Source organism: Sphingomonas sp. LY54 (assembly GCF_035594035.1).
Lineage (GTDB): Bacteria > Pseudomonadota > Alphaproteobacteria > Sphingomonadales > Sphingomonadaceae > Allosphingosinicella.
In genome coordinates this window covers 2,683,217-2,702,115 of the sequence record NZ_CP141588.1, presented here as the reverse complement: position 1 = coordinate 2,702,115, position 18,899 = coordinate 2,683,217, and the positions used below count along the sequence as shown (strand labels likewise).

The 18,899-nt window shown below is 68.6% G+C and carries 24 protein-coding genes; 6 read left to right on the top strand and 18 right to left on the bottom strand.

Annotated features, from left to right (window positions below; all coding sequences use genetic code 11):
* Nucleotides 1-12: 12 nt before the first annotated feature.
* Entirely contained in the window at nucleotides 13-1,011 is a 999-nt protein-coding gene (locus SH591_RS13395; protein WP_324749549.1) for a ligase-associated DNA damage response exonuclease, read from the bottom strand.
* Between the two features lie 70 nt (nucleotides 1,012-1,081).
* Here SH591_RS13395 and SH591_RS13390 point away from each other — a divergent pair, with 70 nt between their 5' ends.
* The 3 genes from SH591_RS13390 (at nucleotide 1,082) to SH591_RS13380 (ending at nucleotide 4,191) form a co-directional block, all read left to right on the top strand.
* Nucleotides 1,082-1,279 (top strand): hypothetical protein, encoded by a 198-nt coding sequence (locus SH591_RS13390; RefSeq protein ID WP_322832755.1) that lies wholly within the window; start codon nucleotides 1,082-1,084, stop codon nucleotides 1,277-1,279.
* Between the two features lie 18 nt (nucleotides 1,280-1,297).
* A complete protein-coding gene (locus tag SH591_RS13385; RefSeq protein ID WP_324751386.1) occupies nucleotides 1,298-3,718 on the top strand; it encodes a ligase-associated DNA damage response DEXH box helicase in 2,421 nt (806 codons plus the stop codon).
* Between the two features lie 164 nt (nucleotides 3,719-3,882).
* Nucleotides 3,883-4,191: a glycine zipper 2TM domain-containing protein gene (locus tag SH591_RS13380; protein ID WP_322832754.1), complete on the top strand. Its 309-nt coding sequence runs from the start codon at nucleotides 3,883-3,885 to the stop codon at nucleotides 4,189-4,191.
* 89 nt (nucleotides 4,192-4,280) lie between these two features.
* Here the strand turns inward: SH591_RS13380 and SH591_RS13375 are convergent, their stop codons facing one another.
* From SH591_RS13375 to SH591_RS13360, 4 genes are all read right to left on the bottom strand, one after another.
* Complete coding sequence (locus SH591_RS13375) at nucleotides 4,281-4,880, bottom strand: hypothetical protein (RefSeq protein WP_324749548.1); 600 nt, start codon at nucleotides 4,878-4,880, stop codon at nucleotides 4,281-4,283.
* A gap of 129 nt (nucleotides 4,881-5,009) precedes the next feature.
* Nucleotides 5,010-5,537 (bottom strand): hypothetical protein, encoded by a 528-nt coding sequence (locus tag SH591_RS13370; protein WP_324749547.1) that lies wholly within the window; start codon nucleotides 5,535-5,537, stop codon nucleotides 5,010-5,012.
* A gap of 126 nt (nucleotides 5,538-5,663) precedes the next feature.
* Complete coding sequence (locus SH591_RS13365) at nucleotides 5,664-5,846, bottom strand: hypothetical protein (protein ID WP_324749546.1); 183 nt, start codon at nucleotides 5,844-5,846, stop codon at nucleotides 5,664-5,666.
* Nucleotides 5,843-6,088, bottom strand: coding sequence for a hypothetical protein (locus tag SH591_RS13360; RefSeq protein WP_324749545.1), 246 nt, complete (start codon nucleotides 6,086-6,088; stop codon nucleotides 5,843-5,845). Before SH591_RS13360 ends, SH591_RS13365 begins: the two co-directional genes overlap by 4 nt.
* Before the next feature lie 119 nt (nucleotides 6,089-6,207).
* Here SH591_RS13360 and SH591_RS13355 point away from each other — a divergent pair, with 119 nt between their 5' ends.
* Nucleotides 6,208-6,684, top strand: a complete 477-nt coding sequence (locus SH591_RS13355) for a ferritin-like domain-containing protein (RefSeq protein ID WP_324749544.1) — start codon at nucleotides 6,208-6,210, stop codon at nucleotides 6,682-6,684.
* A 54-nt stretch (nucleotides 6,685-6,738) separates the two neighbouring features.
* Here SH591_RS13355 and SH591_RS13350 read toward each other — a convergent pair whose 3' ends face one another.
* Together SH591_RS13350 and SH591_RS13345 are read right to left on the bottom strand one after the other, a co-directional pair.
* Nucleotides 6,739-6,891 carry a hypothetical protein gene (locus SH591_RS13350; protein ID WP_324749543.1) on the bottom strand — a complete coding sequence of 51 codons (153 nt, stop codon included), beginning with the start codon at nucleotides 6,889-6,891 and terminating at the stop codon, nucleotides 6,739-6,741.
* Between the two features lie 34 nt (nucleotides 6,892-6,925).
* Nucleotides 6,926-7,357 (bottom strand): hypothetical protein, encoded by a 432-nt coding sequence (locus SH591_RS13345; RefSeq protein WP_324749542.1) that lies wholly within the window; start codon nucleotides 7,355-7,357, stop codon nucleotides 6,926-6,928.
* A 170-nt stretch (nucleotides 7,358-7,527) separates the two neighbouring features.
* Here SH591_RS13345 and SH591_RS13340 point away from each other — a divergent pair, with 170 nt between their 5' ends.
* A complete protein-coding gene (locus SH591_RS13340; protein WP_322832746.1) occupies nucleotides 7,528-8,001 on the top strand; it encodes a DUF2721 domain-containing protein in 474 nt (157 codons plus the stop codon).
* A 2-nt stretch (nucleotides 8,002-8,003) separates the two neighbouring features.
* Here the strand turns inward: SH591_RS13340 and SH591_RS13335 are convergent, their stop codons facing one another.
* Together SH591_RS13335 and SH591_RS13330 are read right to left on the bottom strand one after the other, a co-directional pair.
* Nucleotides 8,004-8,567 (bottom strand): hypothetical protein, encoded by a 564-nt coding sequence (locus SH591_RS13335; protein WP_324749541.1) that lies wholly within the window; start codon nucleotides 8,565-8,567, stop codon nucleotides 8,004-8,006.
* A 305-nt stretch (nucleotides 8,568-8,872) separates the two neighbouring features.
* Nucleotides 8,873-9,391 (bottom strand): hypothetical protein, encoded by a 519-nt coding sequence (locus SH591_RS13330; RefSeq protein WP_324749540.1) that lies wholly within the window; start codon nucleotides 9,389-9,391, stop codon nucleotides 8,873-8,875.
* Between the two features lie 131 nt (nucleotides 9,392-9,522).
* On the opposite strand from SH591_RS13330, the gene SH591_RS13325 reads away from it, so the two are divergent.
* Nucleotides 9,523-9,834: a hypothetical protein gene (locus SH591_RS13325; RefSeq protein ID WP_324749539.1), complete on the top strand. Its 312-nt coding sequence runs from the start codon at nucleotides 9,523-9,525 to the stop codon at nucleotides 9,832-9,834.
* Nucleotides 9,835-9,837: 3 nt separating this feature from the next.
* Here SH591_RS13325 and SH591_RS13320 read toward each other — a convergent pair whose 3' ends face one another.
* The 9 genes from SH591_RS13320 to SH591_RS13280 form a co-directional block, all read right to left on the bottom strand.
* Entirely contained in the window at nucleotides 9,838-10,155 is a 318-nt protein-coding gene (locus SH591_RS13320; protein ID WP_324749538.1) for a hypothetical protein, read from the bottom strand.
* 62 nt (nucleotides 10,156-10,217) lie between these two features.
* Nucleotides 10,218-10,928 carry a glutathione S-transferase N-terminal domain-containing protein gene (locus SH591_RS13315; protein ID WP_324749537.1) on the bottom strand — a complete coding sequence of 237 codons (711 nt, stop codon included), beginning with the start codon at nucleotides 10,926-10,928 and terminating at the stop codon, nucleotides 10,218-10,220.
* A 226-nt stretch (nucleotides 10,929-11,154) separates the two neighbouring features.
* Nucleotides 11,155-11,493 (bottom strand): hypothetical protein, encoded by a 339-nt coding sequence (locus SH591_RS13310; RefSeq protein ID WP_324749536.1) that lies wholly within the window; start codon nucleotides 11,491-11,493, stop codon nucleotides 11,155-11,157.
* Nucleotides 11,494-11,535: 42 nt separating this feature from the next.
* The gene (gene nagZ, locus SH591_RS13305; protein ID WP_324749535.1) at nucleotides 11,536-12,543 is read right to left on the bottom strand and encodes a beta-N-acetylhexosaminidase; all 1,008 of its coding nucleotides are present in this window, start codon (nucleotides 12,541-12,543) and stop codon (nucleotides 11,536-11,538) included.
* A 45-nt stretch (nucleotides 12,544-12,588) separates the two neighbouring features.
* Nucleotides 12,589-13,299 (bottom strand): SPOR domain-containing protein, encoded by a 711-nt coding sequence (locus SH591_RS13300; protein WP_322832738.1) that lies wholly within the window; start codon nucleotides 13,297-13,299, stop codon nucleotides 12,589-12,591.
* Nucleotides 13,299-15,029 (bottom strand): arginine--tRNA ligase, encoded by a 1,731-nt coding sequence (argS, locus tag SH591_RS13295; protein ID WP_324749534.1) that lies wholly within the window; start codon nucleotides 15,027-15,029, stop codon nucleotides 13,299-13,301. The genes SH591_RS13300 and argS overlap by 1 nt, the downstream gene beginning before the upstream one ends.
* A 65-nt stretch (nucleotides 15,030-15,094) precedes the next feature.
* Nucleotides 15,095-15,751 (bottom strand): NAD(P)H-binding protein, encoded by a 657-nt coding sequence (locus SH591_RS13290; protein WP_324749533.1) that lies wholly within the window; start codon nucleotides 15,749-15,751, stop codon nucleotides 15,095-15,097.
* 2 nt (nucleotides 15,752-15,753) lie between these two features.
* Nucleotides 15,754-16,905, bottom strand: coding sequence for a deoxyguanosinetriphosphate triphosphohydrolase (locus SH591_RS13285; RefSeq protein ID WP_324751385.1), 1,152 nt, complete (start codon nucleotides 16,903-16,905; stop codon nucleotides 15,754-15,756).
* Entirely contained in the window at nucleotides 16,902-18,812 is a 1,911-nt protein-coding gene (locus SH591_RS13280; RefSeq protein WP_324749532.1) for an SPOR domain-containing protein, read from the bottom strand. The genes SH591_RS13285 and SH591_RS13280 overlap by 4 nt, the downstream gene beginning before the upstream one ends.
* Between the last annotated feature and the right edge of the window lie 87 nt (nucleotides 18,813-18,899).

Genomic DNA, 18,899 nt, shown 5'->3' with positions numbered 1-18,899 from the left:
CCGGAAAGAGCGTCAGTCGTCCTCGTCCTCGTAGCCGACGAGGTTGAGCTCGCGGGCCCTTATCTGGTGCATCCGGCACCAGTGGATCAGCGCCTCCTCGCGGCCATGGGTGACCCACACTTCCTGCGGCGCCACCTCGCGCAAAGTCTCGGTGAGTTCGTCCCAATCTGCATGGTCGGAGATGATCAGCGGCAGCTCGACATTGCGCTGGCGGGCGCGCTGACGGACCCGCATCCAGCCCGACGCCATCGCCGTGATCGGATCGGGCAGGCGCCGCGACCAGCGGTCGTTGAGCGCGCCGGGCGGGGCCAGCACGATCCTGCCGCGCAATTCGTCCTTCTTCGCCTCGGTCGCGGGCCGGATGTCGCCGAGCGCGACGCCATGCTCCTCGTAGAGATCGCACAGCCGCTGCAGCGCGCCGTGCATGTAGATCGGATCGTGGTGGCCGCGGCCGCGCAACTCGGTGATGACCCTTTGCGCCTTGCCGAGCGCATAGGCGCCGACCAGCACGCACCTTTCGGGATTGGCGTGGAGGCGCGCGAGCAGCCGGTCCATTTCGCTGCCGGTGTCGGGATGGCGGAAGACGGGCAGGCCGAAGGTCGCCTCGGTGATGAAGATGTCACACGGCACCGGCTCGAACGGCGCGCAGGTCGGATCGGGTCGCCTTTTATAGTCGCCCGAGACGACGACGCGCTCCCCGGCGTGTTCCAGCACGATCTGGGCCGAGCCGAGCACATGGCCGGCGGGCACGTAACTCACCGTCACCGGACCCATCTGCATGGATTCGCCATAAGCGACGGGGCGGCCGTTCTGCGGCCCGTAGCGGCACTCCATGATCGCCAGCGTCTCGGGGGTCGCCCATACCGTCTCATGCCCGCCGCGGGCGTGATCGGCATGGCCGTGGGTGACGAGCGCACGCGCCTTGGGCTGCGAAGGATCGACCCACGCATCGGCCGGCTTCACATAAATGCCTTCGGGAAAAGGCTCGATCCAGGAACCGAGACGGGCCATCAATCACTATATGGGCGAACATGCGCGTCGGTTCCACGGAGCCGCCGAGCCAGGAAGGAGAGAAGACAGCATGGACAGCCCCTCCGGAGGCCTTTGGGCCATCATGAACATCGTCGGGCCGCTGGTCCTGGCCGCGGTTCTGCTCTGGGCCTTGCTCAGGAACCGCAAGGCCAAGCCGCGCGACATCGAGCGCACCGAAGACGCGACGCACGAGCTTTACCGTCAGGAAAATGCCGCCCATCGCGGCGAGGACGACCGTGTGCCCTGACCCGGCGCGCCCATGCTGATGACGGAGCCGGGCGCGCTTCCCCCCGTCATCACGCAATGGTTCGCGGCCAAGGGGTGGGCGCCGCGCCGTCACCAAATGGAGATGCTGGTCGCCGCCCGTGCCGGGCGTAACGCCTTGCTGGTCGCGCCCACCGGCGCCGGCAAGACTTTGGCCGGCTTCCTCGCTTCGCTGGCCGATCTGGTCGAGGCGCCGGTCGACACACTCCACACGCTCTACGTCTCGCCGCTCAAGGCGCTGGCGGTGGACGTGCAGCGCAATCTGTTGACGCCGATCGAGGAGATGGGCCTCGACATCCGCGTCGAGACCCGCACCGGCGATACGCCCGCCGACCGCAAGGCGCGGCAGCGCGTGCGGCCGCCGCAGATGCTGCTCACGACGCCGGAATCGCTGAGCCTGCTGCTGAGCCACGAGGACAGCCGCTTCCTGTTCGCCAACCTCAAGACGATCGTCGTCGACGAGGTCCACGCCTTCGCCAACGGCAAGCGGGGCGACCTGCTCAACCTCGCCATGGCGCGGCTGCAGACGCTGGCCCCTGCCCTGCGCCGCGTCGCGCTCTCGGCCACCGTATCCGATCCCGAAGCCTATCAGGGCTGGCTCGCGCCGCACGCCGATATCGAGACAGTCGATCTCGTCGTCGGCGACCCCGGGGCCGACGCCGACATCGCCATCCTGCTGCCCGAGGACGAGCGCATCCCCTGGTCCGGCCATAGCGGCCGCTGGGCGGCGCAGCAGGTGATGAAGGAGATCGAGGCGCACAAGACCACTTTGGTGTTCTGCAACACGCGCAGCCTCGCCGAACTCATCTTCCAGGATCTGTGGACGGTGAACGACCAGCATCTGCCGATCGGCGTCCACCACGGCTCGCTCTCGCTCGAGGCGCGACGCAAGGTCGAGAATGCGATGGCCGAGGGCCGCCTGCGCGGCCTGGTCTGCACCGCCAGCCTCGATCTCGGAGTCGACTGGGGCAATGTCGACCTCGTCATCCAGATGGGCGCGCCCAAGGGCTCGTCGCGCCTGCTGCAGCGCATCGGCCGCGCCAACCACCGGCTCGACGAGCCGAGCGAGGCGATCCTCGTCCCCGGCAACCGCTTCGAATATCTCGAGGCGCGCGCGGCGCTGGACGCGATCGAGAACCGGGAGCTCGACCCCGAGATCTTCCGCCCCGGCACGCTCGACGTGCTGGCCCAGCACGTCATGGCCGCCGCCTGCGCCGCCCCGTTCCACGAGGACGAGATGCTGGCCGAGATACGCTCCGCCGCGCCTTATGCCGGCCTCACCGAGGAGCTGTTCCGCAGCGTCCTCGCCTACATCGAGAATGGCGGCTACAGCCTGCGCGCCTATGACCGGTTCAAGCGACTGACGCGCGATCCGGACGGCACGTGGCGCGTCTCGCACCCGCGCTTCATCCAGCAGCACCGGATGAATGCCGGCATCATCGTCGACGCGCCCTTGCTCGACGTCCGCTTCCGCAACGGCCGCCGGCTCGGCACGGTCGAGGAAGGCTTCGGTGCGACGCTCAGCCCCGGCGACACCTTCTATTTCGCCGGGCTGGTGCTGGAGGTCGAGAAGATCGACGGCACCGATCTGATGGTGAAGGCGAGCAGCAAATCGGCCCGCATCCCGACCTATATGGGCGCGCGCATGGCGATGAGCACCAACCTCGCCGACCGCGTCCGCCACTTCCTCCACGACCGCGAGCAATGGCCGCGCTTCCCGGACGACGTGCGCGACTGGCTCCAGGTCCAGGCTTATCGCTCCGCATTGCCCGCGCCGGACGAACTGCTGGTTGAGACCTTCCCGCACGAAGGCCGGCATTACATGGTCGCCTACAGCTTCGAGGGCTGGAACGCGCACCAGTCGCTCGGCATGCTGATCACCAAGCGCATGGAGAAGGCCGGGCTGAAGCCGCTCGGCTTCGTCTCCAACGATTACGCCCTCGCCTGCTACGGGCTCGAGCCGATCACCGATCCGGCCGCGCTCTTCTCCGCCGACATCCTCGAGCAGGAATTCGTCGAATGGGTCGAAGGATCGAGCCTGTTGAAGCGCGCCTTCCGCGAGGTGGCGGTGATCGGCGGCCTCGTCGAGCGCCACCATCCCGGCAAGCGCAAGTCCGGCCGTCAGGTCACCTTTTCGACCGACCTCATCTACGACGTGCTGCGCCGATACGAGCCCGACCATTTGCTGCTGAAAGCCGCCTGGGATGATGCCCGCACGCGCATGACCGACGTCGGCCGCCTCGCCCGCCTTCTCGACCGCGCCGCCGACACGATGCTGCACGTCATGCTCGAACGCGTGTCGCCGATGGCGGTCCCCGTCCTCGTCATCGTCGGCCGCGAGCGCACCGCCACCGGCAGTGTCGACGACAGCCTGCTGCTCGAGGCCGGGGCGCTGGCCGAAGTGGCGATGCGCATCGACTAGGCGCCGAGCCGTTAACCATGTTGCCCGAAAACCACAGTCGCACGGCCTTGCCCTGCTTCGGCGGCCGTTCGTCGCGGAAGGGCGCGCTCGTTGTTTTAGGTTAATGAAACCCCTGCAATCATGGCGGCGTTGTTCCACTGCGTTAATGATTGAAGGACTGTGTCATGCGTAAAGTCACCCTCGCCCTCGCCGCTGCGTCCCTCGTGATGCCCACAATGGTGGTCTCCACGCCTGCGATGGCCCGCGACGGCTATTACAAGGGCAAGACCTGGCGCGGCAGCGACGGGCGCGTCTATTGCAAGAAGAAGAACGGCACGACCGGCCTGATCGTCGGCGGTGCAGCCGGCGCCCTCGCCGGCCGGGCGATCGACACCCGCGGCGAGCGCGCCACCGGTACCATCCTCGGCGCCGCCGCAGGCGCGCTGATCGGCCGCGAGGTCGACCGCAACAGCGGCAGCCGTCGCTGCCGCTAAGCTGAGCAATCAGCCGTAAATGAGAACGGGGCGCCCATTGGGCGCCCCGTTTTTTATGGCCTTACATGCCGGTAAGAAAGCCGACCGTCTCAGCTCGTGGCAGGCGCACCAGCTTTCTTGGCCGGGCTCTTGCGGGCCTTGGTCCCGCTCTTCGCCTTGGGCGCGGCCGCAGTCGAACCGGTCGAAGCCGCCTTTGCACGCGGAGCCGACGCTTTCTTCGCGGCGGGCTTGGCGGTCCCAGCCTTGGTGCTGCGGCTCTTGGCAGCGGCAGGCTTGGTTTTGGGCTTGGCCGTCTTTGCCGCCGACGCATCGCTGCTGCGACGGAGCGGTGTATCGGGACCGGGCGTGCTGGCCGGATCGCGGCGCTCGCTGCCCATCATCTTGCGAACCGCGTCGGTCGCCGCAGTCACGATCGCGGCGCCGACCTTGCTGGCCGTATCGGCAGCCGCCTCGGCATTGTCGGCGGCGTCCTGCATCGCCTTGCGCGTGTTGGAACGCACCTTCTGGTTGGCGGTCAGCGCTGCCGCAGCGGCGACAAGACCTGCCGCCAGCATGCTGCGCGCTACCGGATTCTGGGCGAGTTCGGCGGCCTTTTGGCCGGCGTCCCGAAGCGCCTTCGCATATTTGTCCGATGCCGCAGAACCTGCGTCCTTCTTTCCACCCGCATCGTTCGACTTGTTCTTTGCCATTCGCAATCTCCAGCCGTCATAACTTATGCGTAACAGACGTGCGCGCCGGCGAACAGTTCCTTTTGCCGATACGGAAAGGCCCGCCTCGAGAGAGAGAGACGGGCCTCCTGCCATCCGCCAATCCAGCGATCAGTCGCGGTCGATCTCGCTCTGGCCGCGATCCTGATGAGCACGCTGGTCGCGCTCGAGGTCGGAGCCGCCGCCTTGCTGGCGATCCATGCCGCTGCCGCCCTGCTGCTGCTCGCGATCCGCGCCGCTCTGGTCGCCACCCTGCTGGCGGTCGCGATCCATGTTGCCCTGCTCCCGGTCCCATTCGCTGTCTTCGGACTGGCGGCCGCCCATCGGGCCCTCGCGGTCCATATTGCCCTGCTGCTGGTCCCAGTTGCCGTCCTCACTGCTGACGCTTTCGCTGTCGCGACCGCCGCCCTGCTCCTCGTCATAGCGTTCGCCGCGGCTCTGGTTCATGTCGCTGCCCGCGGAACCGCTGCCCGTCGCACCGCCGCCCATCTGCTCGTCGCCGGTGCTTTGGCCACGCTGCTGCTGGTCGCGGTTGCCGCCGAACTCGCCGCTGCCGCCGCCGGACTGGGATTGCTGGAGTTCGCTGCCGCTGAGACCTTCGTCTTCCTTACCGCGGTCGCTATCGCTTTGAATGGCCATTTACATCCTCCTTGGTGAGAGAAGCTTGAAACGGCTCCGTCGTCGCGGCCGTTCCCGCGAATTCGACGGACCGAGAGCGGGGCGGGCCCTGGAGAATGAAGGCTGCGGCGAGCGCGCTAAAGCCGGTCAGCGGCCGAGGTCGTCGGTGCGATAAGGCGAGCCGTCCGGATTGGCCGCCTCCGAACCAGGCGTCACGGCCGCTTCGTCGTCGTCGCCCCGCCCTTTCTGGCGTTCCGCACCCTCCGGGATCTCGCCGCGGCGGGCTTCGTCGCTCGCCGGCAATGGGTGGCCGGACCGGCGAGCGTTCATCCGTAGGTCTCCCCGTCCCGATCTTTCGGCCCCCGCCGCGCCTCGTCGGCCGGGACCGGTCCGCCGACGGGGATGGCGCCGGCGCCGGCCATCGGATCGCTGTCATAATCCTCGCGCGGATTGCCGCTGCCACCCGCGCCCGAGCCGCTGCCATGGACCTCGCCCGTTGCATGGTCGAACGAAGCGCGCTTGCCCCGCTCCCGCTCGTCGGGGCCTTCACCCCCTGTGGTCGGATCCGCCATTGCGAGCCTCCTCAAAGCATTGAAACGTAAGCCTAGAACGCCCCGCCGCGCCGTGCCGTTCCGCTGCACCCTTTGTCCTTCCGATGCGTTGGGCCGCCATCAGCCAGGAGGAGATTTCAATGCTCGATACCGACAAGAACCGGCACGACATCAGCGTGCTCAACAGCCTGATCGCCACCACCCTCGACAGCGTCGATGGCTATCGCCGTTCCGCCGATGAGGCCACCGATCATCGCTTCGCTTCCGAATTCCGCGCCAGCGCCCAGGAACGCGAGCAGGTCGTGCGCGCGCTCCAGCAGGAAGTCCGCCGGCTCGGCGGTGATCCCGAGGACGACGGCAGCGTGCTCGCCGCCGCGCATCGCATGTTCCTGACGCTCCGTGATCGCGTCACCGGCAGCGACGACAAGTCGGTGCTCGACGAGGTCGATCGCGGCGAAACCTATCTCGACGAAAAATGGCACGCGGCGCTCAACGACGACAAGCTGTCGCCCGAAGTGCGCGCCGTGATCAGCAGCCATCATCAGTCGGTCCATTCGGGCCGCCAGAAATGGGAAGCGATCAACCGCAGCATGGAAACGAGCGGTTCGGAATATTGAACCTGGCGGGCGCGCCCTTCGGGGCGCGCCTTGCCGCATGGACGAATGAACCCGCTAGCGGGCGAGGACGAATGGCGCGGCCGCCTTGGCCCCGCTCGCGACCCGCGGCTTTTTAGCCAGCAACTTCTCCTGCTGCTGCCGCTGGAGTTGCTCGTCGTAGAGGCCGGGCGCGCGCCCTTGGTCTTTCGGGATCTTGGTCTTTGTCATCAGGCGAAAACGATCCGTCGCGACCGCCGTTCCGTCAGCGCTTGACGCATCCCCGGGCGAACGCCTCGAGGCGGTCGGCCGGTATCGGTTCCGGGCCGACGCGCTGCGTGCCGTAGAGCGCGCTCATCGTCCGCGCACGGGCCAGCAGATCGGCAAAGCCGTCCGGAACCTGCCCCTCGGCGGTCACCCCGCCCGCCTGCTGGCGGGTCGGATCGGCAACCAGCGTCACCGGCTCGTCGCCGACACCGAAGGCGAAGCGATCCTCGCTTCCGATCGGCGTGAAGCTCGGGACGGACACGGTTAGCCGCGCAGGGTCGCTCTCGCAGCGAACGCTCATCATCGTCCGGCCGTCGGCGCCGACCAGGCGCAGGCTCGCGCCTTGCGCGTCGCCGGTGCCCTCCCAGCCCGCCTTCGGCTCGGCCGGGGCCGCCGGAGCAGGCGCGCCGGACGGCTCGGGGGGCTGCACTGCTCCGGATACATTGGTGTCGTTGGCGGCGGGCCCGCAGGCTGCAAGGAGCAGCAACGCGGCTACAAGGCTTGATCGGCTGTCAGTCATGCAGGTCCAACCCGGCGCGGACGGCCGGGTTCCTGGATCCCTGGTTGACGGGGCGCGGCCGATCGCGCCAAGCAGTCGGCATGACCGAAGCCAGCGTATCCAGCATCGCCCATATCATCCAGCTGGCCATCGCTCCGGTCTTCCTGCTCGCCGGCCTCGGCGGCATCCTCAACGTCGTCGCGACGCGGCTGTCGCGCGTGGTGGACCGGGTGCGCACGCTCGAAACGCGCCTGCTGGAGGACGCCGATCCCGAGCTCGAAGAAATCGCCCGCAAGGAACTGGTGATCCTCGACCGCCGCATGGGGCTCTGCCACTGGTCGGTCGGGCTGTGCACGACGTCGGCCCTGCTCATATCGCTGGTCGTGGTGATCCTGTTCGTGGCCGATCTGGTCGTGCTCAACTTCGCGATCCCAGTCTCTTTGCTGTTCATCGCGGCCATGGCCAGCCTGACCTTCGGCCTGCTGCTGTTCCTGCTCGAAGTGACGATCGCCACCCGTTTCGTCCGGGTCGACGAGAAGTTCATGATGCGCCGCAGGGCCGGCCGCCGGCACTAGGCTCAGCTCATCGGGGCGCGGCGGCATTCCTCGATCAGCACGCCGATCTGCCGGTCCATCGGCAGCGCCAGCGGCGGCTCGCGCCCAAGCAGGATCTCGATACGGCCGCTCGGTCGGTTGAGGCTGTCGATCAGCCGGTCGCCCAGGTCGACGGCGGCGCTGGCGATGGGGAGGCTCGCGCCGTCCCATACGACCGGCAGGCGCCGCGTGCGGCCGTCGGCGGTGACCTTCATCGTCTCGATGCCCGCGGCGGGCGCCTCGGTCATGCGTTCGATGAGCAGTTTCTCGGCATGCTGGTCGCACCGTATCGCGGCCACGGGCCGGTCGCGGTCCACCCCGAACAGCAAGGTATCGCCGCTCGCCATCTCGCGGCGGCGCCATTTCCCCTCGCTCAGCGGCGGCTCGCTGGCCTTCAGCTTGGCAGGCGGCGGCTCTGCCGCGCGCGCTTCGCCCACCGGTCGCGACTGGTCGCCACAGCCGGCCAGAGCCATCACGCCTGCGAGAAGAAGGCTTCGCATCGTCGTCAAACGCGGCTGGCCGCTGCTGGTGCCCATGACGATCAACATTTCCGAAAAGACAAAGATTGAATGCGTTGAAGGGCCGCCGCACCGCAGCGCGACGACCCTCCGAACATGGTCAGCGGCCGGAAGTTTCCAGCCCGGGAGACCTAAAGAAGGCTCAAGCCTTCATCTCCCGAACGTACTGGACCGACCCCTCTGCTGAACCATGAGACATCGGATCACCTCCTTTCGCTGTTGTTGGCAGGACGACTATGATTCGGGACGAATCTCCGATCAAGTCTTGATCTCAACTCATTTCAGAGTAGGATTCCATGCTTCGCGCCGGCCCCTTCGCCGGCTTTTTTATTGGCTCAGCCGCGGCAGTCCTCGATGACTCGCGCCGGCTCGGGCCAGGCCGGAATCACCAGCATCGGCGCGCCCGGCGTTTCGACCGTGAACCGGCCGCGGCTGAACGCCATCGAATCGAGGAATCGATCGTCCGCGGGAAGGCTTGCCGCAACCGTGGGCAGCGGCGCGCGCTGGGCGACAGCGGGGAATGCGCGCGCGCCGAACGACGTCCGGATCGTCAGGGCATTGCCCTCGCCCGCGCGGGACAGGACGACCTGACGGCTGGCGCGATCGCAGCGGACCGCGAAATGCGCTTCGCTGTTGGCGGGGCCGAACAGCGCCTGCGAGTTCGCGCCCTGATTGCTGTAGACCCAGCCGCCGGGCGTCAGCGGCAGCAGGCTCCAGTCCACCGCGGCCGGCGGCGGCGCCACCGGCTGGGCCGGGCGCGGCTGGGGCTGGGGCGGTGGCGGCGGCTCGGCCCGGGGCACGCAGCCGGCAACGGCGACCAGGCCGGCCAGCGACAGGATACGCAAACATCTCATTCTCACAGTTCCGCTCTCCCTCTTCCCGCCTCAACAGCACGACGCGCACTTCGATCCAAGCCCCAATTGCCAGGCGGGTTGGAAAGCGCGGCGTTCCGGGCTAGCGCCGGGTCCTGACCAAGGATCCCCATATGCGCACCGCCACCCTGCTTCTTCCGCTCGCCGCGCTCGCCGCCTGCGCCCAGCCGTTCGAGGGCCGGGTCGCCTCGCGCCTCGCCGAAGCGGGCCTGTCGCGGCAGATGGCCGAGTGCATGGCCGAAAGGTGGGTCGACAGGCTCAGCCTGCTCCAGCTGCAGAAAATCTCCGACCTTGCCGACAGCCTCAAGGACGAGAAGGGCAAGCTCACCGCCGGCCGGTTCATCAGCCGCGTGCGCCAGCTCGACGATCCCGAGATCGTCGAGGTCGTGACCAAGTCGTCGGTGGTGTGCGCGCTCTCGGCCTGATCCTCACTCGATTGGGCTGAAGCGGCTCCACGCCACGAAGAGCAATGAAGCGCAGGCGGCGCACAGCCCCGACCACAAAGCGGCAAAGCGCGCGATGCCGTCGGCGCGGTGCCCGAGCAGGACGAAAGCCAGCGCCACGATCACGGTCGCTGCGCACAGCGCCAGCACCGCCCAGCGCGCGGGATAAGCCGTCACGCTGCGCCGCCAGACAATGGCGCCCGCGACCGCGGCCAGCAGCAGCGGCAGGCCGAGCAGCAGGCTGGTGAAAAGCAGGCGTGGCGCGAGCGGGTCGGCCGTCCGCAGCGGCGCCGTCAGCAACACTGCCGCCGCGATCCCGCCTGCATAGCAGGCCGCTACCCGCAAAGGCAGACGCAGCGCCGGCTTCACCCCTGCGGCCTGGCCGGTATCTCCAGGCCGCGCTGCACCGCCGGCCGCGCGAGGCCGCGTTCGAGCCACGCCGGGACGTTCTTCAGCCGGTCGAACTCGACCAGCTCGCCCGCTTCGTAGAAGCCGTTGAGGTTGCGCACCCAGCCCAATGTCGCGATGTCGGCGATGCTGTATTCCTCGCCCATCAGCCAGGTGCCGCCCTCGAGCCTAGTCTCGAGGACGCCGAGCAGGCGTTTCGATTCCGCGACGTAGCGCTCCAGCGGGCGCTTGTCCTCCAGCTCGCGGCCCGCGAACTTGTGGAAATAGCCGACCTGCCCAAACATCGGGCCGATCGCCGCCATCTGGAAGAAGACCCACTGTATCGTCTCGTAGCGCAGCGCCGGATCGGCGGCGAGGAAGCGGCCGCTCTTCTCGGCGAGATAGAGCAGGATCGCGCCGGATTCGAACAGGCCGAACGGCTTCCCGCCCGGACCGTTAGGATCGATGATCGAGGGGATCTTGCCGTTCGGATTGAGCGAGAGATATTCGTCGGTCCAGGTCTCGTTCGCGCCGATGTCGATCATGTGGGGCTCGTAGGGCAACTCCATCTCCTCGAGCGCGATCGAGACTTTCACGCCGTTGGGAGTCGGCAGCGAATAAAGCTGGATCCGGTCGGGATGCTGCGCCGGCCAGCGGCGCGTGATCGGGAATTGGGAAAGGTCGGCCATGAGTCCCTCGTCATCGGATGAGAGCGGGACGTAGGTTTCGAAGGCTCGTTACGCAACCGGGTCGGGGCCGGGCGGCGCCAGGGTACGAGCGGAGCGCGGCAACCCGAACCAGAAGGACCGAGATGCCGCGCTCCTGACGCATACAGGCCCCTTCAAGGGACGGCGGCGACTTATGCCGATCCCCCGTTAACCGGAGATGAGCGGGCGCCTGCGGGCCGCCACGAGCCTATTCGGCGGCGACTGCGGCCCCGGGCTGGGCGGCAGCGCGGGCGCTGCGGTAGCGCGCGACGAAATAGATCACGGTCGGCCAGATCACCGTGTTGAGGATGTCGAGGGTCGAGCCTTCGAGCACCCAGCCAGCGGCGAATCGGTCGACGATCTCGTTCGTCACCGCGAAGACCCAGACGACCAGCACCGGCAGCGGCGAATGCAGCCGCTTGCCGAGCGCCACGGCGGCGACGACGAAGATCAAGAGGCCGAAATGGACGTGGAGCAGGTCTTCCTGCGCGCCCGTAATGTCGGACATGGCCGTCTTCACGGCGGCATAACGGTCGGCAATGTTCAACACACACTCCTGAACTGTAGGCTCGGCGCGATAACTTCCGCCTCAGGCGTAAGCGAGCAGCGAATCGCGCTTGGCCGCGAGTTCCTCAAAGGGGGCGGCATCGGCGGCGTCGGCGATCGTTGTCATCGCCCGGGCGAGCCGCTGCCGCGCAATTTCCGGCATGGCGCCGACGCCCTCGGCAACCGCCACCATCTCGTCCATGACGCCAGAGCAATGGAGGGCGAGATCGCAGCCCGCCGCGAGGACGCCGCGGGCGCGCGTGTCGAATCCGCCGCTCAGCGCATGCATGCCGAGATCGTCGGACATCAGGAGACCGTCGAAGCCGATGCGGCCGCGGATGATCTCGCCGATCACCACCGGCGACAGGCTGCCCGGGCGTTCCGCGTCCCACGCGGTGTAGACGACGTGCGCGGTCATTCCCATCGGCGCGTTCGCCAGCGTGCGGAACGGCTCGATGTCGCTCTCCAATTCCTCGGCCGACGCGTTGACGACGGGAAGCTCGACATGGCTGTCGCTCATCGAGCGGCCGTGGCCGGGCATATGCTTGACGACGCCGACCACGCCGCCGGCGCGCAGCCCCTCGATCGTCGCGCGGCCGAGTGCTGCCACCTGCATCGGCTCCGAGCCCAGGGCGCGGTCGCCGATGATGTCGTGGGCGCCGGGCTGGCGCACGTCGAGCAGGGGCAGGCAATCGACGTTGATCCCGACCTCGCGCAGCATGACGGCCAGCGCCTGCGCATTGGCCTGCATCGCCTCGATCGCGCTCGCCGGAGCGACCCGGTAGAGGTCGGCGAAGCGCCCGCCCGGCGGGAACGCGGGCCAAACCGGGGGCTGCATCCGCGCGACGCGGCCGCCCTCCTGGTCGATTAGGACTGGCACGTCGTCGCGGCCGTGGAGGGCCCGCAGTTCGTCGGTCAGCGCCCGCAGTTGTTCGCGATCCTCGACGTTGCGCCGAAACAGGATGTAGCCGGCGGGATTGGCGTCGCGAAAGAAATCCCGCTCATCCGCCGTCAGGCGCGGGCCCGAAAAACCATAGATAGCGGACTGCATCTTCTCTCCATAAGACCCGGCGCGGCGGTGCGCGCCGGGCCGTACTCAGTTCACGCGCTCGCAGGTCTCGCCGGCAACGCGAAGACGTCCGCAGAGGTTCACGGCATTGGGGCCGCTCGCCCGCAGGCGGTAGAGCGTCCGGCCGCCGCGCTCGACGGGCGTAACCGAGTAAGTGAGCGGCGCAAGATATTTGAAGCGGCCGGACAGCGCCTTCCAGGCATTGTTCGCGCCGCTCTGGCTCGAAAAGGCGCCGAGCTGAATGGTCGCGCCGCCGGCCGATGCCGCCGGGGCCGGGGCCGGTGCGGGCGCTGGAGCGGGTGCGCGAACCGGAGCAGGCGCAGGGGCCGGAGCCGCTGCCTTCGGAGCCGGCGCCGGCGCTGCCTTCTGGACCGGGGCTTCGGGCACGGCGTTCACGTCGATCGCGCCCGACGGCTCGCCGCCCACGCTCGCGGCGAAGGAGGTATCGCCCTTGCCCTCGACTTCCATGCCGCCCGGATCCTGTGGCTTCACCTTATAGTCGCCCTCGGGCGCCGCGATCAGTTCGGCCTCCCCTTCGGGGCCCGGCGCCGAGCGGTTGCTCATCCAGAACAGGCCGCCCACGATCAGGCCGATCGCGGCCAGGCCGATGACGACAAAGGCGATCAGCTTGGCGGCGGAGGGACCCTCGGCCTTCTCGTCTTCCTCAACGGCCTCGAGCCAGGGCAGACGATCGCCGTCGTCCAGCGGCGTCGTTTCATCGGAGCGAATGTCGGTCATCACTGCATCTCCTCGGCAGCGGCCACTCCCATGATGGCCAGGCCGTTGCGAACAACTTGCCCGATTGCCGACGCCAATTCCAGCCGGGCCCGTGTCAGATCGGGATTCTGTGCCACGAGGAAACGCCTGGCGGGATCGTCGTTACCTTTGTTCCACTGGGCGTGGAACGCGGCAGCCAGGTCATTGAGATAAAAAGCGATGCGGTGCGGGTCGTGCGCCGAGGCCGCGCTCTCGACGATGCGGGGGAGCTGGGCGGCAAGCTTGATCAGGCTCAGCTCATCCTCGTCGAGCAGCGAAAGATCGGCTGGCGCCGAGATATCGACGCCTTCTTCCTTGGCGCGGCGATGGAGCGACGAGATGCGAGCATGGGCATATTGGACGTAGAATACCGGGTTGTCGCGCGAGGCCTCGACCACCTTGGCGAAGTCGAAGTCCATCTGCGCGTCGGCCTTGCGGGTCAGCATCGTGAACCGCACCACGTCCTTGCCGACCTCGTTGACGACGTCGGCGAGCGTCACGAAATTGCCCGCGCGCTTCGACATCTTGACCGGCTCGCCGCCGCGCAGCAGCCGCACCATCTGCACCAGCTTCACGTCGAACGGCGTCTTGCCTTCGGTCAGCGCCGCGACCGCGGCCTTGATCCGCTTGACCGTGCCGGCATGATCCGCGCCCCAGATGTCGATCAACTGGTCGGCATTCTGCGCCTTCTGGAAATGGTAAGCGAGGTCGGCCCCGAAATAGGTCCAGCTGCCGTCCGACTTCCTGATCGCTCGGTCCTGGTCGTCGCCGAACTGGGTGGCGCGGAACAGGGGGAGCTCGACCGGCTCCCAATCGTCGGGCGTCTCGCCCTTGGGCGCCTCGAGCACGCCGTCATAGACGAAGCCGCGCTCGCGCAGCCATGCCTCGGCAGCGGCAGGCTTGCCTTCCGCCTGAAGCTCGGCCTCGGACGAGAACAGGTCGTGGTGGATGCCGAGCAGGGCGAGATCGTCCTTGATCATCACCAGCATCGCCGCGACGGCTTCCTTGCGGAACAGCACCAGCCATTCGCCCTCGGGCTTGCCGACGAAGCGGTCGCCATGCTCGGCCGCGAGCTTGGCGCCGACCGGCTTCAGATAGTCGCCCGGATAGAGGCCTTCCGGGATGTCCCCGATATCCTCGCCCAGCGCCTCGCGGTAGCGGAGGTGCGCCGAGCGAGCGAGCACGTCGACCTGGCCGCCGGCATCGTTGACATAATATTCGCGGGTGACCTTGTAACCGGCATATTCGAGCAAGCTGGCGAGCGCATCGCCGACGACCGCGCCGCGGCAATGGCCCATGTGCATCGGACCGGTCGGGTTGGCCGAGACATATTCGACATTGACGCGCTGGTCCCGGCCCATCGTGGAGGCGCCATATTGCGCACCGTCGGACAGGATGGTGCCGAGCTCTTCCCGCCAGACGTCGCCTTTCAACCGGATGTTGATGAAGCCGGGGCCGGCGACTTCGACGCCTGCGACCTCGTCCAGCAGTTCGAGCTTAGGCGCGATCAGGCCGGCGACCGCGCGCGGATTGCTGCCGGCCGGCTTGGCCAGGACCATCGCCGCATTGGTCGCGAGATCGCCATGCGCGGCGTCGCGCGGCGGCTCCACCGCCACCGCCTTGCGCGAAAGACCGGCGGGCAGTTGCCCTTCCGCTTCGAGCTGGTCGAGGATGGCGTCGATATGCGCGGCGAAGCGTGCGTAAAGGGTCAATGGTCACATCCGTAAGCTGGAAAGGCGGGGCCTTAGACGATGCGCGCGGCGATTTGAAGCGGCGCCTATCGCCCGGCCAGATGCCGGATCGCGCGATTGTCGTGCGTGTAGAGGCCGGGCGGCCCTTGTTGTAGCGCCGAGGCGGCGGCTGCTGCCACGATATTCGCGTCGATCGCGGCGAAACGGTCGAGCCGTCCGCGCAGGAGGAGATTGGTCAGCGGGCTGAGCAAGGTGCCGAGGCGCTCGGCAGGCCGGGGCTCGGCTGCCCTTTCGCCGCGCAGCAGTCCGGGCTGGAGAATGTCGAGCCGGGCGAAGTCCAGGGCTTCGAGGGACTGCTCCATCTCGCCTTTGGTGCGCAGGTAGAAATTGCGCGAACCCGCATCGGCGCCGACCGATGAGACGGCGACCATGCGACCCACACCGGCCGCGCGAGCGGCAGCGGCGAACGCCACGACCATCTCCAGATCGACCGCGCGGAACGCGGCCTGCGAGCCGGCCGCGCGCATCGTAGTCCCGAGCGTCGAGACAGCGGCGTTCGCGCCGATCCCGCCCGCAATCTCCGGCCATCGCTCCGGCAGCGCCACGTGCTCCTGCAGGCGTCGGTGGGCTCGGCCGCTGGGCCGACGCGAGATGGAATGAACCTCGACATCCCCCGTGGCGAGCAGCTGATCGAGAAGCGCCGAACCGACCAGCCCGGTGGCGCCGATCAGCGCGATGCGCATCGTCAGAAGCCCTCGGGCAGCTCGACCGGCCCGACCAGCTCTTGGTGGCGCGCGATCGCATAACGGTCGGTCATTCCGGCAATGAAGTCGCCGATCCGGCGCAGCACGGCCGCTTCGTCGCCCTCGACCCGCCATTCGGGGGGCAGCAGACCGGGATCGTCGCGATAGGCCGCGAACAGCCGCGCCAGCACCCTCTGCGCCTCGCGCGCCACGGCATCCACGCGCGGCGAGCGGTAGATGCGGGCGTAGAGGAATGTCTTAAGCTGACGTTCCTCGCCCGCCCCCGCATCCGAGAAGCCGACCAACGCCCGACCGTACCCGCGAGCATCGTCGGCGCTCGCGATGCCCGACGCCGCGATGCGGCGCTCCGTCTCGCCGATCACGTCGTTGACCATCGCCCCGATCTGGTCGCGCACCATTTCCGGCAGCAGCCGGCTCCGCTCCATGCCGGTGAAGCGGGCCTCGACGGCCGCCCAGTTCCGGCGGACACACGGCACATCGAGCAGATCCTCGAGCGTGATGAGGCCGGCGCGCAGGCCGTCGTCGATATCGTGATTGTCGTAGGCGATGTCGTCGGCGATCGCGGCGACCTGCGCCTCGAGACTCGGCCAGGTCGACAGGTCCAGCGGAAATTCGGAATCCGCTTCGGCGAGCGCCCAGGGCGATCGCGCAACGGGGCCATTATGCTTGGCGAGGCCTTCCAGCGTCTCCCAGCTGAGGTTCAACCCGTCATGGTGGGGATAAGGCGTCTCCAGCCGCGTCAGCAGGCGCAGAGTATGGGCATTGTGATCGAACCCGCCGGCGTCCGCCATCGCCTCCTGGAGCGCATCCTCGCCGGCATGGCCGAACGGCGGGTGGCCGATATCGTGGGCGAGGCACAAAGCCTCGGTCAGATCCTCGTTGAGGCCGAGCGCCCGCGCCATCGTCCGGCCGATCTGGGCTACTTCGAGGCTGTGGGTCAGGCGGACGCGGAAATGGTCGCCGTCGGGCGCGATGAACACCTGCGTCTTCTGCCGCAGCCGGCGGAACGGGATCGAGTGGATGATCCGGTCGCGGTCGCGCTGGAAAGCGTCGCGGGGGCCGCGAACCTCGCCCCCTCCCCCGCCGTGGAGCCGGCCGCGCGAGCGCGCCGGATCGGACGCGTAGGGCTTCAGCGCGAGGCGAGCTTCACGACCGCCTGCCCCTCCGGGCTGGTCCAGGCGAAGCCCGTCAGGCCCGACTTGGTGAGCTCGTTCACGAATGACTGCGCTTCCTTCTCGGTCTTGAACGGTCCGACGAGAAGGCGGTTAGTCGCGCGCAGCGGGGCCGTCCATGCCGTTTTGCCGGAAAGCAGCTTGGGCGCCTTGTCCTTCAGGCGGTCGAACTCCTTGGGCAAAGCCGCCTTGTTGGCGCCGCCGGCAACCTGCACCCAGACTCGGCTCGGCTCTTTGGGCGCGACGGGCTCGGGCTTCTTCTTGGCGGCGACCGCCTTGGTCTCCTTCGCCTTGGCCTCGGGGGCCTTGGACTCCGGGGCCTTGGTCTCGGTGGCCTTCGCCTCCTTGGCCGGAGGGGCCTTAGGCGGCGCAGCCTTGGCCGGCGCGGCCTGGGCCAGCTCGACCGCGGGCGCGATCGTCGAATCTTCCTTGAGATCCTCCATGGTCGGCGGCGTTCCCGCCGTCGGCGGGCCGAACGGCAGTGGCTCGGCGCGGGCCACCTTCACCGGCGCTGGTGCTGCAGGCTGGGGCTGGACCTGTGCGGGCTGGGCTTGTGCGGGCTGGGCCTGTGGAGGCTGCGCCGGGGCGGCCTTGGCCTGGATCTGCGGCGACGGCGTCTCGGGGAGCGACTGGATGAGCGTGGCGAGATCGGCAAAGCCCGGCCGCGGCTGAGGCGCCGCGGTCTGGGCGGGCGCCGTCTGCACGGGCTCGGACCGGGTGACCTGCATCGGAGCCGGATCAGGCGCTGCCTTGGCGGGCGCGGTCTGGGCCGCCTCCGACCGGGTAACCCGAACCGGAGCCGGATCGGACGCGGCCTTGGCGGGCGCCGGGACGGCTGCGGCGGTCTCTACGGGTGGCTTGGCGGCCGCCTGCTGCTGGCGGGCGGGGGCGAGCCTGGCCATGCGCGCGCTGGTCTGCTTGGGCGCCTGCTTCGGCGGCGCCTCGCCGGTTCCCGGACGCCGGCGCGGTGCCGTCGAGGGCGGAGCGGCGGGCGGATTGCGCTGGCCGAGCGCTGCCTGTGCGGCGTCGGGCCGGCCGGCGCTGGTCTCGGTCCGGGCATATTGGGTCGGCGCCGAATTGTCGGCGTGGGCGGCAACCGCGACATCGCCCGGGAAGCGGCCGAAATGCACGGCCATCGCCCGCTGGGCCGGGGTCAGCGCCGGGAGACGTGCGAAAAAGGGCGCCAGGGCCGCGGCCTGGGCGGGCATCACCGCGCGGGTCGCCTCGGTCGCGCCGGCGGTGTCGCCGGTCAGGGCCAGGATGAAGGCGCGCGTGCGCCAGGCGGCACGGTCCTGACGGCGCAGCTGGGCGTCGATCGCCTGCAGCGCCGGCTCGCGATTGCCGGCGATCGCCTGCGAAAGCGCATAATTGCGCCGCACCTCGGCATCCTCCTGGTGGCGCAGCGCCGCGACATAGTCGGTCTGGGCGCGGACCGGATCGCCGACCAGATCATAGGCCAGAGCGCGATCGGCGAGGAAGCCGGTCTCGCGCCCGCCGAGGCTCACCGCCTCGCCAAAATATTTGAGGGCGGCCGCGCCCTGCTCCATGCGCACGAAGCAGGAGCCCAGGCCGGCCTTCACCTGGGCGTCGCGGGGGGCGACTTCCTCGGCCCGCGCGAAGAAGGTCAGCGCCGCCTGGGGATCGCCGAGCTCGAGCGCGGCTTCGCCGGCGCCCTTTAGCGCGGTCAGGCTGCGCGGCGCATCGGAGAGCGTCTTCAAATGGCGGTTGAGCGCAGCGCCGGCATCTTCGCGCGGCTGCATGCCGTATTTGAACTCGACCTGCTGCGCATCGGCTGCGCCGGCCAGCGGCAGGACCCCCGCGCTCAGCGTGAGCGCCAGTCCAAACCTGTACTTCCTGAAAGCCATCATGCGGCCGATAAGCCCCCCCGAACCTGTATCGGCAATGTCTAAGGCGCTGATTCTGCGCCCAATGGGTGCCCCGCGGCGATGAACCGG

Bases quoted from the DNA above. Each gene is read 5' to 3' on its own strand.
- SH591_RS13395 (WP_324749549.1), bottom strand. From the start codon at position 1,011: ATGGCCCGTCTCGGTTCCTGGATCGAGCCTTTTCCCGAAGGCATTTAT.
- SH591_RS13390 (WP_322832755.1), top strand. From the start codon at position 1,082: ATGGACAGCCCCTCCGGAGGCCTTTGGGCCATCATGAACATCGTCGGG.
- SH591_RS13385 (WP_324751386.1), top strand. From the start codon at position 1,298: ATGACGGAGCCGGGCGCGCTTCCCCCCGTCATCACGCAATGGTTCGCG.
- SH591_RS13380 (WP_322832754.1), top strand. From the start codon at position 3,883: ATGCGTAAAGTCACCCTCGCCCTCGCCGCTGCGTCCCTCGTGATGCCC.
- SH591_RS13375 (WP_324749548.1), bottom strand. From the start codon at position 4,880: ATGGCAAAGAACAAGTCGAACGATGCGGGTGGAAAGAAGGACGCAGGT.
- SH591_RS13370 (WP_324749547.1), bottom strand. From the start codon at position 5,537: ATGGCCATTCAAAGCGATAGCGACCGCGGTAAGGAAGACGAAGGTCTC.
- SH591_RS13365 (WP_324749546.1), bottom strand. From the start codon at position 5,846: ATGAACGCTCGCCGGTCCGGCCACCCATTGCCGGCGAGCGACGAAGCC.
- SH591_RS13360 (WP_324749545.1), bottom strand. From the start codon at position 6,088: ATGGCGGATCCGACCACAGGGGGTGAAGGCCCCGACGAGCGGGAGCGG.
- SH591_RS13355 (WP_324749544.1), top strand. From the start codon at position 6,208: ATGCTCGATACCGACAAGAACCGGCACGACATCAGCGTGCTCAACAGC.
- SH591_RS13350 (WP_324749543.1), bottom strand. From the start codon at position 6,891: ATGACAAAGACCAAGATCCCGAAAGACCAAGGGCGCGCGCCCGGCCTC.
- SH591_RS13340 (WP_322832746.1), top strand. From the start codon at position 7,528: ATGACCGAAGCCAGCGTATCCAGCATCGCCCATATCATCCAGCTGGCC.
- SH591_RS13335 (WP_324749541.1), bottom strand. From the start codon at position 8,567: ATGTTGATCGTCATGGGCACCAGCAGCGGCCAGCCGCGTTTGACGACG.
- SH591_RS13330 (WP_324749540.1), bottom strand. From the start codon at position 9,391: ATGAGATGTTTGCGTATCCTGTCGCTGGCCGGCCTGGTCGCCGTTGCC.
- SH591_RS13325 (WP_324749539.1), top strand. From the start codon at position 9,523: ATGCGCACCGCCACCCTGCTTCTTCCGCTCGCCGCGCTCGCCGCCTGC.
- SH591_RS13315 (WP_324749537.1), bottom strand. From the start codon at position 10,928: ATGGCCGACCTTTCCCAATTCCCGATCACGCGCCGCTGGCCGGCGCAG.
- nagZ (WP_324749535.1), bottom strand. From the start codon at position 12,543: ATGCAGTCCGCTATCTATGGTTTTTCGGGCCCGCGCCTGACGGCGGAT.
- SH591_RS13300 (WP_322832738.1), bottom strand. From the start codon at position 13,299: ATGACCGACATTCGCTCCGATGAAACGACGCCGCTGGACGACGGCGAT.
- SH591_RS13290 (WP_324749533.1), bottom strand. From the start codon at position 15,751: ATGCGCATCGCGCTGATCGGCGCCACCGGGCTGGTCGGTTCGGCGCTT.
- SH591_RS13280 (WP_324749532.1), bottom strand. From the start codon at position 18,812: ATGATGGCTTTCAGGAAGTACAGGTTTGGACTGGCGCTCACGCTGAGC.